This window comes from Helicobacter pylori SA37A, from assembly GCF_000476015.1.
GTDB classification, from domain to species: domain Bacteria; phylum Campylobacterota; class Campylobacteria; order Campylobacterales; family Helicobacteraceae; genus Helicobacter; species Helicobacter pylori_DB.
Genome location: NZ_CBOO010000013.1, coordinates 25,783 through 37,126, shown reverse-complemented (window position 1 = coordinate 37,126; position 11,344 = coordinate 25,783). Strand labels below are relative to the sequence as shown.

Below are 11,344 nucleotides of genomic sequence, written 5' to 3'. Positions count from 1 at the left end.
CTTGTAAGAGTTCTTTTTCTTTTTTGGCTATTATGTTTGTTTTGTAAGGCTCTATTCCTTTTATTGGATACCAGTTCTTTAAAATTGCATTTTTCAAGCGTTTTAAAATTTCATTTTCTAATTCTGAAAGTTCCATTTTCTATTCTTTCTATCCCTAAATTTTTTAAATAAAATTTTTCATCAAAACTATTGTTAATAAATTGTGCAAATAGGGGCAAGCATTCCAAATCTTTTCTTAAAATTTTATGCGTTTTAAAAAGCGATTCAAAAATGAATTGCATTAAATCGCTGTTTAATAATTCTTTTAACGCATGAGCGTTGATAGGGAAATTTTCTTTTAAAACAAACATGTTCGCGCTGTTTAAAAAAAGGCGTTGCTTATTGTCATAAAAAAAGACCAGTTTTGAAGAAATGAATTTATACACGATTTTTTCTCTAGCCTGATAAAGGCTTAAGGGAGCGACTTGCTGGCAGTCTTTTAAATCAGCGTTAATGAATTGGCTAGGGGCTTTTAATCTGTCTTTTAAAATATCTGAACCCCTAAAAATGGGAATGGTATTTTTTTCTTGTTCGGAGTGTAATTTTTCTTTATTGTTGCCTGTAACAATCCCTAAAGCAAAATGAGCGTTATTTTTTAAAGTGATATGAGGAAGGGAAAAAAGGTGGTCTAAAATTTTATTTTCTTTGCTAGAGCAATGGATATTAAAAATCTTTTTAGGGTTGTTGAAAAAAGAAGAAGGCGAGCGTTTGAACTTGCTATTTTGATAAAAGCATGAGATTTTTTGATCCTTATTAGGGGTTTTTTTAAGCACCAAACCCACAGCCCTAGTCATTAGATTTTTAAAGGGTTTGTCAAAATCAATCAGGCTTCTAATGTGAAACTTTAAAGCCATTTCTCGCATTTTTTTAAACGCATCAATATTCAAACAACTTTCGGGTAATAATAGCCCCAAATGAGCGTTTTCTTTTAAACAATTCAAACTCGCTATAAAAAAGAGCGACGCGCTATCTAGGCTTTGAGAGAGGTTGAATTGCTGTTTGAAATTTTCTTTTTGGTTTTGGTTGTATTTCTTACCCCATGGCGGGTTAGTGAAAATGCAATCAAATTGTGGGGTGTGTTTTAAATTTAAAAAATCTTTTTGCACAATATTAGGGCAATCTAAATGATAACGCTCTTTAATACGCTTTTTAGTCAAAGCGACAGCAAAAGCGTCTGTATCATAGCCATAGATATTTTCAACCTTAAAACCCAGTTTTAAAGCATGCATGATAAAATTCCCGCTCCCCACAGCCGGATCGCAAAAAATCGCTTGGGAGGTATCAAAATCTTTAGGGAGAGTGAAAAGTTGTTCTACTATTTTATTAGGGGTGTAGTAAATGCCTTCTAAATTTCTGGTGGTGTTAGAAAGCTCTTTTTCATAATAAGAACCCAACTTTTCTAAATCAGAGCTATTTTCTAATATTTTTAGGTATTTTAAAATCAATTCTTGATGGTTATGTGCGCCTTTTAAGGATTTGTTAGCGTATTTGTTAAGCTTGTTTTTCCCTAAATGGTTGCGGCAAAAATCTAAAAAAGAACTCGTTTTCACATAAATTTTATGATCAATCTCTAGTTTCTCTAAAAGATTGGTTTTGATCCAATTATGCACGCTGCTATGAGAAACATTGACTAGGCGAGCGATTTCTTCAACAGAAAGAGCGTTTGAAGGCATTTACCCCCCTAAAAACTATAAACATAACTCACATTAAACACCACAAGGCGTTTGAAAAAGAGGGAAGTGTTTAGCCCTTTGCCATGCGTTTCATAAAAGGAATTGACTGCTAAAGGGATTTTCAAGCCCATTTCAAAGCCGTTATGCCTATTGACATTCACACGAACCCCAAAATTCAAAGGGATTTGGAAAAAACTCGTGTGCATTTTAGCCTGATAACCAGTCAAATAATTGTTGATAAAATCCCTTTGGCTCACCCACATGCCTAAACCACTCCCTACCCACGAACTCCCCGCTAAAGCAAAGCCCACATAAAAACCCACGCTCGAATGTTTTTTTGCATTATCAATGAAATTAAAAAGGTAGTCTATGCCAAGCCCATAGAGGTGGTTATTCATTTTGCCTAAACCATCAAAGCCATTGCCCACAAAACCAAAGTTGGTGTAACCATAGTCATAGAACAAATAATAGCGCAACCCTTGATTTTTTTTCTTGGTGAAGAAATGCTTATAGCCCACATTCAAACTCACCCCATACATGCTTGAAATGTTTTTAGAATGAGTATTAGGATCAAGCGCGTTTAAGGAATTTGAAATTGTAGCGATTTGAGAAGATAAAGAAGAAAGCATGCGGTTTTGAGATTGATTGAATTGTAATTCTAAATTTTTTAAGTTTTCTTCAAACTCTAAAGGGTTAGTAATGGGTTCTTGCATTTTTTCTAACGCTTGGGCTAATTTAGGTTGAGATGCAACGCCACCGCTAAGTGTGACTATTTTTTCAATGTTTTGAAGGGTGGATTGGAGGTAGTATTGCTCGGCTTGCTTTTCAGTGGGAGTTAATTTAGCTTGGTTTTTTAAAGCGTTATTGATATATTCAAAGGTGTTGGGCATGTTTGTGATTTCATTTTTGACTTGATTGAGTTTATAGATTTTGTTTTGAGCGTTAGAAATGATTTGGATGCGTTCTTGATTCAAAAAGGGGTTATTGTGCTCAACGGCATGACTAATGGAATATTCAAAACCCACGCTCGCATACGCCCCATTTTCTTCAGCGATACAACAAGATAAAAATAATAAAGGTAAAGGAAATAAGGCTTTTGGAAATTGCATGGTTGATCCTAATCAAAAATAATCTCAATCATACACTAATTTTAATAGAAAAAAGTGAAACCATTTTTAAGCCATTTTTGAATACAATAAGAGTATTTTATTTTTAAGGTTAGAATAATGAGTTTGATCGTTACGCGCTTCGCTCCGTCGCCCACTGGCTATCTCCACATAGGAGGCTTAAGGACAGCCATTTTTAATTATCTTTTTGCACGAGCCAATCAAGGAAAGTTTTTTTTACGCATTGAAGACACGGATTTGAGCCGTAACTCCATAGAAGCGGCTAACGCCATTATAGAGGCTTTCAAATGGGTAGGGCTAGAATACGATGGAGAAATCCTCTACCAATCCAAACGCTTTGAGATTTATAAAGAATACATTCAAAAACTCTTAGACGAAGACAAAGCCTATTATTGCTACATGAGTAAAGATGAGTTGGACGCTTTGAGAGAAGAGCAAAAGGCCAGGAAAGAAACCCCACGCTATGACAATCGTTATCGTGATTTTAAAGGCACGCCCCCTAAAGGCATAGAGCCTGTAGTAAGGATTAAAGTCCCGCAAAATGAGATCATTAGTTTTAATGATGGGGTTAAAGGCGAAGTGAAAGTGAACACTAACGAATTAGACGATTTTATTATCGCCAGGAGCGATGGAACGCCCACTTATAATTTTGTGGTTACCATTGATGACGCTTTAATGGGGATTACTGATGTGATTAGAGGCGATGATCACCTTTCTAACACCCCTAAACAAATCGTTCTCTATAAGGCTTTGAATTTTAAAATCCCTAATTTTTTCCATGTGCCGATGATTTTGAATGAAGAAGGGCAAAAATTAAGCAAACGCCATGGGGCCACTAATGTGATGGACTATCAAGAAAGGGGCTATCTTAAGGAAGCTTTAGTGAATTTTTTAGCGCGTTTGGGGTGGAGCTATCAAGATAAAGAGGTTTTTAGCATGCAAGAATTATTGGAATGGTTTGACCCTAAAGATTTAAATTCTTCGCCCAGTTGCTTTAGCTGGCACAAACTTAATTGGCTCAACGCTCATTATTTAAAAAACCAAAGTGCGCAAGAATTATTAGAACTTTTAAAGCCTTTTAGTTTTAGCGATCTTTCTCATTTAAACCCCGCTCAATTAAATCGCTTGTTGGACGCTCTCAAAGAAAGATCTCAAACCCTAAAAGAATTAGCCCTTAAAATAGATGAGGTTTTAACCGCTCCTGTGGAGTATGAAGAAAAGGTTTTGAAAAAACTCAATCAAGCGCTCGTCATGCCCTTGTTAGAAAAGTTTAAACTGGCGTTAGATAAAGCTGATTTCAACGATGAAAGCGCGCTAGAAAACGCCATGCACCAAATCATTGAAGAAGAAAAGATTAAAGCGGGTAATTTTATGCAGCCTTTAAGATTAGCCCTTTTGGGTAAGGGGGGCGGGATAGGCCTTAAAGAAGCGCTTTTTATTTTAGGCAAAACAGAGAGCGTCAAAAGAATAGATGAGTTTTTGAAAAGCTAAAAAATTGGCTCTGTTTTCATGGAACGCTGATCATAAAAGAGCTTATTTTAGCGGTTGTTCTAAACAACTCCTTTTGAAAAATAAGAGGGTTTTAAGAGGAAAATGAAAAAAATATTTCTAAAATTTTTTGTTTTGAATGAAATCAAGCTTAAAAGTTGGGTTCAGACAATCTTTGGGCAAACTGATCGTTTGAGGAATGACCTCATAATGGCAATAATTTTCATCTTCAAAGAGAGGTTTTATCAATAAGCGGTTTGAAAAAAGCCGATTTTCTTGATTAGAATCAATAACGCCATTGTTTAAAAAGAGGAAAGTTTGCGCGAGTTTGGTTATTTCGTTTGGGTTATGACTCACCAATAACACGCTTAAATTTTCACGCTTGATAAAATCAAGCAAACCTTGTTGCACTTCGTTTTTTAAGGCGTTATCTAGAGCGTTTAAAGGCTCATCTAAAAGCAATAAATTCTTGGCTGCAATTAAAGCTCTTGCTAAAGCGACTCGTTGGGCTTGTCCGCCAGAGAGTTGAGAAATTTTTTGCTGGCTTAGATTTTCTAAACGCATTAAGCGTAACACTTCGTGGATTTTATTTGTATCTTTAGGGTGAGCAAAGGCGATGTTTTGATACACATTTAAATGAGGGAATAGGGCGTAATCTTGAAACACAAATCCGATTTTTCGTTGTTGTGGTTTTAAAAAAATCTTTTTTTGAGTGTCTAGCCACACTGAATGATTGACTTCAATATAGCCGCTACTCACCGCTTCAAGCCCCGCTAAAATGCGTAAAATCGTGCTTTTACCCGCTCCCGATTCTCCTAATAAAGCGACAACTTCTGCTTCTTTAATTTCTAAGTCTATATTCAAATCAAACGCGCCCCTAGATCCTAAAAGGTGTTTTTTAAACCGCGCTTTTATCATAAAAACGAGCTTTGTTTTTTATTCAAAAACAGGGTAACAAATAAGAGGCTAAAACTGATAATCGTGAGCGTTAAGGCGTATTGGTGGGCTTTAGAATAATTGAGCGCTTCAGTTTCGTTAAAAATCGCAATGCTAGCCACTCTTGTTTCCCCTAATATATCACCCCCAAGCATCATCACCACGCCAAATTCGCCTATAGTGTGCGTAAAAGTTGTAATGATAGCCATCAATAAACTGGGTTTGATGTTAGGGAGCAGGACAAAAAAAAGGGTGTAATATTCCCCTTTACCTAAACTATAACTGGCTTCTTTTAAAGAAGTGGGCAAGGAAATTAATGCGCTTTTAATGGGGCTTACCATAAAGGGTAAGGAAAAAATCACGCTCCCTAAAATAAGCCCTTGGAAACTAAAAACAAGTTTCACGTTTAACACATCTTGTAAAAACGCTCCCAAAAAAGAAGAAGGCGAAAAAATTAAAAGAAGATAAAACCCTAGCACGCTTGGGGGTAAAACTAAAGGCATATACACAAGCGTTTCTGTTAAGCTCGTTAAAAGATTGCGTTTAAGGCTTAAAAAATAGCCCAAAAAAATCCCTATAGGGAATAAAATAAGGGTGGTAATCAAAGCTAAAGAAAAGCTCAAACGCATGGTAATCAAAAACTCATGATCCATTGTTCGCCTTTTTTATGCGTTTCAATCCACAATATAGCCGTATTCTTTAAAGATAGCTCTGGCTTTAGGGCTGAATAAAAAATCTTTAAAAACTTTGGCTAAAGGGTTATTAGCCCCATTTTTAGTGATGATCAAAGCTTGTTCAATAGGGTTATAAAGGGCTTTATCAATGATGAAATAAGAGAGGTTTTTATCTTTTTTATCCATCAAGGATAACGCTCCAAAGCCTATTTGAGCGTTTTTAGTAGCGACAAATTGATGGGCTTGAGAAATAGAAGTGCCATAAATGATTTTAGATTTAAGACTAGAAGTGAGTTTTAAATTCTCTAAGACTTCCATACTGGCTTTTCCATAAGGGGCTAGTTTAGGATTGGCCATAGCGATATATTTAATTTTAGGGTCTTTAAGAATTTCTAAAGAATCCATTTTTAGATCTTCACTCCATAAAACCAACACGCCTTTAGCATAGACTTCTTCTTTAAAAGGGGTTATTTTTTCATCATAAAGCTTTTTAGGTCTAATCATATCTGCTGAAATGAATAAATCAAAAGGGGCGTTTTGAGCGATTTGAGCGTAGAGTTTGCCTGAAGAATTAAAACTAATTCTAATAGCGTCTTTGGGGTGTTCTTTTTGAAATTCTTTAACAAGGGCTTTTAAAGCGCGTGTGAGATTAGCAGCAGCAGCGATTTTTAAATCCTGTGCCAACAGAGCGCTTGAAAAAAATACGATTAAAAAGGCAAACGCTTTGAAAGTATTTTTCATAGAACTCCCTTTTATTAAATTGAAGTTGGTGATTATACCTATTTGTATCTTAAAAATTTGTATTTTAAAAGTTTGAGGTGGTTTGTTTTGTGGGTATATCCCGCTTACTAGTATTTAACCAAGATTTCCGCTCTAAAACCCTCATCTTTAATAAAAAATTAAATCTTTTAGAAAAATAACCGATTTTAGGGTGTAACTTTAATTCAACAAGAAGGATTTATTATGATTAAAAGAATTGCTTGTATTTTAAGCTTGAGTACGAGTTTAGCGCTAGCTGGCGAAGTGAATGGGTTTTTCATGGGTGCGGGTTATCAACAAGGTCGCTATGGCCCTTATAACAGCAATTACTCTGATTGGCGCCATGGCAATGATCTTTATGGTTTGAATTTCAAATTAGGTTTTGTAGGCTTTGCCAATAAATGGTTTGGGGCTAGGGTGTATGGCTTTTTAGATTGGTTTAACACTTCAGGGACTGAACACACCAAAACCAATTTGCTCACCTATGGCGGCGGTGGCGATTTGATCGTCAATCTCATTCCTTTGGATAAATTCGCTCTAGGTCTCATTGGTGGCGTTCAGTTAGCCGGAAACACTTGGATGTTCCCTTATGATGTCAATCAAACGAGATTCCAGTTCTTATGGAATTTAGGCGGAAGAATGCGCATTGGGGATCGCAGCGCGTTTGAAGCGGGCGTGAAATTCCCTATGGTTAATCAGGGCAGTAAAGATGTAGGGCTTATCCGCTACTATTCTTGGTATGTGGATTATGTCTTCACTTTCTAATTTATTCTTTCATCCGCTCTTCTTCATCAAATCAAACCCTAGCCAACTCTTAAAAGGTTGGGGTTCAAAAAATCTTTTTTATAAATAGAAAGTTTGTTTTAGTGCAGTATAATCCTAGCGTTTCAATTTTTATTTTACTCAATAGAGCGTTTGATGTTGGCGTTTGAATATTGGGTTTAGTAAGATTTAAATAATAAATTACTTATATATATTTAATAGATATTATTTTATTTAATAGTGTTATTTAATGGCTCAATTTAATAGGATAGTTTCGCTTTTATTTCTTTAAAACAAATTGATTCTACTGGGGAAAGGTTTTTATGGAAAACAGCACACTTTATATTGTTATTGCTGGCTTATGGCTTGCTGTAGGCTTTGGAATCTTTTTAAAGAAATTAGACATGCCCGTCATTATTGGTTACATTTGCACAGGAACGGTCTTAGCGGCTTTTTTTAAAATTAATGATTTTAATTTGTTGTCTGATATTGGTGAATTTGGTATCGTCTTTTTAATGTTTATGATAGGCATTGAGTTTAATTTTGACAAGCTCAAATCCATCAAACAAGAAGTGCTAGTTTTTGGGCTTTTACAGGTTGTTTTATGCGCTTTAATCGCTTTTTTAGTAGGGTATTTTATTTTGGGTCTTTCACCCATTTTTTCCCTTGTTTTAGGCATGGGGCTTTCGCTCTCTTCAACCGCTATTGTGCTGAAATTCTTTGAAGATTCCAAACAGCTTAGCACGCCCATGGGAAAGAGTGCGGTGGGGATTTTGATTTTCCAAGATATTGCAGCCATTCCCATGCTTTTAATTCTCACTATTCTAGGCAGTAAAGATTCTAATGTTAATTTACTCATTCTTAAAACCCTTATTTCAGCAGGGATTATTTTAGTTCTTTTGTTATTGCCTGGAAAAAAAGGGGCTAATCTCATCTTAGAGCAAGCGAAAGACACGCGCTTGCCTGAAATTTTTATAGGCACGATTTTAGTGATTGTTTGCAGCGCAGCAGGGTTGAGCCATTTTTTTGGGTTTTCTATGTCTTTAGGGGCGTTCATTGTGGGCATGGCGATTTCTAAATCGCGATATAAAATCAATGTCCAAGAAGAATTCGCACAATTAAAAAACCTCTTTCTAGCCCTTTTTTTCATTACGATAGGGATGCAAATTAATGTGAGTTTCTTCATGGAGAAATTCTTTGTCGTCATCTTTTTACTCATTTTAGTGATGGGTTTTAAGACGGCTATCATTTATGCGCTATTGCGTTTTTTTAGAGACGCTAAAACTGCCATAAAAACCGCTCTTTCTTTAGCGCAAATTGGGGAGTTTTCCTTTGTTATCTTTTTAAATTCAGGCTCGCACCAGCTCTTTAATTTGCAAGAAAAAAAAGGGATTCTTGGTTTTTTGCACCAAAAAAATATCTTAAATATCGCTCAAAATGACATCCACCAGCTCCTTATCCTTATGGTGGTCTTTTCAATGTTGGCAACCCCTTTTATTTTAAAATACCTAGAATCTATCGCTCAATTTATTTTGCACCAAAAGAGCCAAGAAAATGAGCCGGCTAAAAAATAATGGTGCAAAAACCAAATGATAAGTTTGCTTGTATTGTCAGTGTTATGTTAAAATACAAGCATATTTTAACTCCAAATTAATATAAAAAGGGGATTTCATGAAAGAGCAAGAATGGGATTTAAGCGCTTTATTTGAAAATAAAGAAAGTGCAGAAGAATTTTTAAAAACCTTACAAACAGAAGCACAAGAATTTGAGAGTGCTTATCAAAATAACCTTAAGAATTTAGACGCTGCAAAATTTGCCAACACTCTTAAACATTACGAAAATTTGTTAGAAAAAATCTCTAGAGCGATGACTTACGCTCAATTGCTTTTTGCTAAGAACACCAAAGAAGCGAAGTTTTATTCGCAATGCGAAATGGCTTGTGCAAATATCCAACAACACCTTTTGTTTTTTGAAATTGAATTCAAGAATTTGGACGCCAAAAAACAACTCGCTTTCATTAAAAAATGCAAAGATCATGCTTTTTATTTAAACAATCTTATAGAAAAGAAAAAGCACACCTTAAATTTAGATGAAGAAAAGATCGCCCTAGCCCTTTCGCCTGTGGGAGTGGGTGCGTTTAGCCGTCTTTTTGATGAGCATTTTTCTTCTTTGAAAATCCCTTTTGAAGAGCAAAATTTAAGCGAAGAAGAAATTTTAGCCCTCTTGCACAACCCCAAACGCAAGATCCGCAAAAAATCCCAAAAAGCTTTCAGCAAAGCGTTAGAAAAATCCCGCCCTTTACTCACTTACATTTTAAACATGGTGCGTAAAGATTTGCTCATTGAAACTAGGCTGAGAAAATACGACAAAAAAGAGAGTTTCCGCCACATTGACAACCAGATCTCACAAGAGAGCGTGGATAGCATGATAGAGATTGTGAACGCTCATTTTTCTCTAGTGCATCGTTACTACCACAAAAAAGCGCAAATTTTAGGGCATAAGCTCAAAGATTACGATCGCTACGCTCCTTTAAGTGCTGAAAGCATCACCATGACTTATTCTCAAGCTTTAGAAGAAACGCTCAAAGCCCTTAAAGCCTTTAGCCCAGAATTTCATAAAATCGCTTCTAAAGCAATTAAAGAGGGTTGGGTGGATTCGCACCCCAAAGAGTTTAAGCAAGGCGGCGCTTTTAGCCATGGTGCAGTGCCTAGCGCTCACCCTTATGTGCTATTAAATTATACGGGAAACCGCCGAGACGCTTTCACTATCGCTCATGAATTTGGGCATATGATCCACCAAGAATTGTCCAAAAAACAAGGCGTATTGAACATGGATACGCCCCTAACCACCGCAGAAACCGCTTCTGTCTTTTCTGAAATGCTGTTTTTTGAGCATTTAAAAAAGGGTTTAAAATCTGATGAACTCCTTTTCATGCTGGCCGGCAAACTAGAGGATATTTTTTCTACGCTTTTTAGGCAAGTGGTGATGACTAATTTTGAAAGAAGAATCCATGAAATGGATGAAGAATTAGACACCAAAGATTTTGATCAAATCTGGTTTGAAGAAAATCAAAGAATGTTTGAAAAAAGCGTGAAACTCACTAAAAACTACCATTTGTGGTGGAGCTATATCCCCCATTTTATCCATTCGCCTTTTTATTGCTACGCTTATAGTTACGGGCAGCTTTTAACTTTAGCGCTTTATGGGCTTTATAAAAAAAGCGACGCTAAAGAGTTTGTTAAAACTTACACGGAATTTTTGAGCTTAGGAGGGTCAAAAAGCCCTAAAGAATTAGTGTCCATGTTTGGCTTTGACATTGATAGCAAAGAATTTTGGGAAATTGGCATGCAAGAGGTGCGTCATTTGTTAGAAGAATTTGAAAGGTTGCTCGCATGCAAAGAGAATTAAGGCTTTTAAACAACAAGCATTGCATTGAATACTTGCAATTTCTGTCCAAAAACCATTTGAGTTTCAACCTTTTGTGCGAAAGAGATGCGATTGATTTTTCCCCCAAGCTCCCTAAAGAAATTCATGAAAAATTCGGCGCGTTAGTGCTGTTTGTTTTAGCCGGATACACCTTAGAAAGCTTGATGATTGATACAAAAAGCGTGCAGTTTGAAGCCGGGTTTGGCCCTAACAATATTGGCAGCGTGGTTCAAGTAAAACTTCCTGGCATCATTCAAATCCTTATCAAAGAAAAAAATGAAAATGCCGTTTTATTCAATCGTTGCGATTCGCTTGAAGTGTTCCACAAAGAAGAACCACCCTTTCAAGAGCCAAAAAAAGACGAGCAAGAGTCTAAAGAATGGTTGGACTCTAAAGAGGCCCTTTTTTCCAATTCCAAAAACCGCGCGATTTTAGAAAATCTGCACAAAAGCTAAAGGAA

General features: G+C 36.1%; 10 protein-coding genes and 2 pseudogenes. 7 read left to right on the top strand and 5 right to left on the bottom strand.

The annotated features are described in order from the left end of the window. Positions 1-110: 110 nt before the first annotated feature. Complete coding sequence (locus QT76_RS06660) at positions 111-1,712, bottom strand: class I SAM-dependent methyltransferase (protein ID WP_033617106.1); 1,602 nt, start codon at positions 1,710-1,712, stop codon at positions 111-113. A gap of 8 nt (positions 1,713-1,720) precedes the next feature. Then, positions 1,721-2,821, bottom strand: a complete 1,101-nt coding sequence (gene hopJ, locus QT76_RS06655) for a Hop family outer membrane protein HopJ/HopK (protein WP_033617105.1) — start codon at positions 2,819-2,821, stop codon at positions 1,721-1,723. A gap of 117 nt (positions 2,822-2,938) precedes the next feature. Between hopJ and gltX the strand changes: the two genes are divergently transcribed. After that, positions 2,939-4,330, top strand: a complete 1,392-nt coding sequence (gene gltX, locus QT76_RS06650; protein ID WP_033617104.1) for a glutamate--tRNA ligase — start codon at positions 2,939-2,941, stop codon at positions 4,328-4,330. A 117-nt stretch (positions 4,331-4,447) separates the two neighbouring features. On the opposite strand, the gene QT76_RS06645 is transcribed toward gltX, so the two are convergent. The 3 genes from QT76_RS06645 to modA are packed head-to-tail and all read right to left on the bottom strand — an operon-like array spanning position 4,448 to position 6,678. Beyond that, entirely contained in the window at positions 4,448-5,245 is a 798-nt protein-coding gene (locus tag QT76_RS06645; RefSeq protein WP_033617103.1) for an ATP-binding cassette domain-containing protein, read from the bottom strand. Further along, positions 5,242-5,916 carry a molybdate ABC transporter permease subunit gene (gene modB / locus QT76_RS06640; RefSeq protein ID WP_033617102.1) on the bottom strand — a complete coding sequence of 225 codons (675 nt, stop codon included), beginning with the start codon at positions 5,914-5,916 and terminating at the stop codon, positions 5,242-5,244. The genes QT76_RS06645 and modB overlap by 4 nt, the downstream gene beginning before the upstream one ends. Positions 5,917-5,937: 21 nt before the next feature. Continuing rightward, positions 5,938-6,678 carry a molybdate ABC transporter substrate-binding protein gene (gene modA, locus QT76_RS06635; protein ID WP_033617101.1) on the bottom strand — a complete coding sequence of 247 codons (741 nt, stop codon included), beginning with the start codon at positions 6,676-6,678 and terminating at the stop codon, positions 5,938-5,940. Positions 6,679-6,696: 18 nt separating this feature from the next. Here modA and QT76_RS08730 point away from each other — a divergent pair. The 6 genes and pseudogenes from QT76_RS08730 to QT76_RS06615 all read left to right on the top strand — a co-directional run bounded on the left by QT76_RS08730 (position 6,697) and on the right by QT76_RS06615 (position 11,339). After that, positions 6,697-6,857 (top strand): annotated as a pseudogene (locus QT76_RS08730) (orotate phosphoribosyltransferase). Positions 6,858-6,900: 43 nt separating this feature from the next. Continuing rightward, positions 6,901-7,461, top strand: coding sequence for an outer membrane beta-barrel protein (locus tag QT76_RS06630; RefSeq protein ID WP_000595788.1), 561 nt, complete (start codon positions 6,901-6,903; stop codon positions 7,459-7,461). After that, positions 7,445-7,628: pseudogene (locus tag QT76_RS08560) on the top strand (hypothetical protein). Before QT76_RS06630 ends, QT76_RS08560 begins: the two are co-directional and overlap by 17 nt. Positions 7,629-7,781: 153 nt before the next feature. Next, positions 7,782-9,032, top strand: coding sequence for a cation:proton antiporter (locus tag QT76_RS06625; protein WP_024369061.1), 1,251 nt, complete (start codon positions 7,782-7,784; stop codon positions 9,030-9,032). A 97-nt stretch (positions 9,033-9,129) separates the two neighbouring features. Beyond that, complete coding sequence (locus QT76_RS06620; RefSeq protein WP_033617100.1) at positions 9,130-10,866, top strand: M3 family oligoendopeptidase; 1,737 nt, start codon at positions 9,130-9,132, stop codon at positions 10,864-10,866. Then, positions 10,851-11,339 carry a hypothetical protein gene (locus QT76_RS06615; RefSeq protein WP_033617099.1) on the top strand — a complete coding sequence of 163 codons (489 nt, stop codon included), beginning with the start codon at positions 10,851-10,853 and terminating at the stop codon, positions 11,337-11,339. The genes QT76_RS06620 and QT76_RS06615 overlap by 16 nt, the downstream gene beginning before the upstream one ends. Positions 11,340-11,344: the final 5 nt, after the last annotated feature.

Bases quoted from the DNA above. Each gene is read 5' to 3' on its own strand.
- QT76_RS06660 (WP_033617106.1), bottom strand. From the start codon at position 1,712: ATGCCTTCAAACGCTCTTTCTGTTGAAGAAATCGCTCGCCTAGTCAAT.
- hopJ (WP_033617105.1), bottom strand. From the start codon at position 2,821: ATGCAATTTCCAAAAGCCTTATTTCCTTTACCTTTATTATTTTTATCT.
- gltX (WP_033617104.1), top strand. From the start codon at position 2,939: ATGAGTTTGATCGTTACGCGCTTCGCTCCGTCGCCCACTGGCTATCTC.
- QT76_RS06645 (WP_033617103.1), bottom strand. From the start codon at position 5,245: ATGATAAAAGCGCGGTTTAAAAAACACCTTTTAGGATCTAGGGGCGCG.
- modB (WP_033617102.1), bottom strand. From the start codon at position 5,916: ATGGATCATGAGTTTTTGATTACCATGCGTTTGAGCTTTTCTTTAGCT.
- modA (WP_033617101.1), bottom strand. From the start codon at position 6,678: ATGAAAAATACTTTCAAAGCGTTTGCCTTTTTAATCGTATTTTTTTCA.
- QT76_RS06630 (WP_000595788.1), top strand. From the start codon at position 6,901: ATGATTAAAAGAATTGCTTGTATTTTAAGCTTGAGTACGAGTTTAGCG.
- QT76_RS06625 (WP_024369061.1), top strand. From the start codon at position 7,782: ATGGAAAACAGCACACTTTATATTGTTATTGCTGGCTTATGGCTTGCT.
- QT76_RS06620 (WP_033617100.1), top strand. From the start codon at position 9,130: ATGAAAGAGCAAGAATGGGATTTAAGCGCTTTATTTGAAAATAAAGAA.
- QT76_RS06615 (WP_033617099.1), top strand. From the start codon at position 10,851: ATGCAAAGAGAATTAAGGCTTTTAAACAACAAGCATTGCATTGAATAC.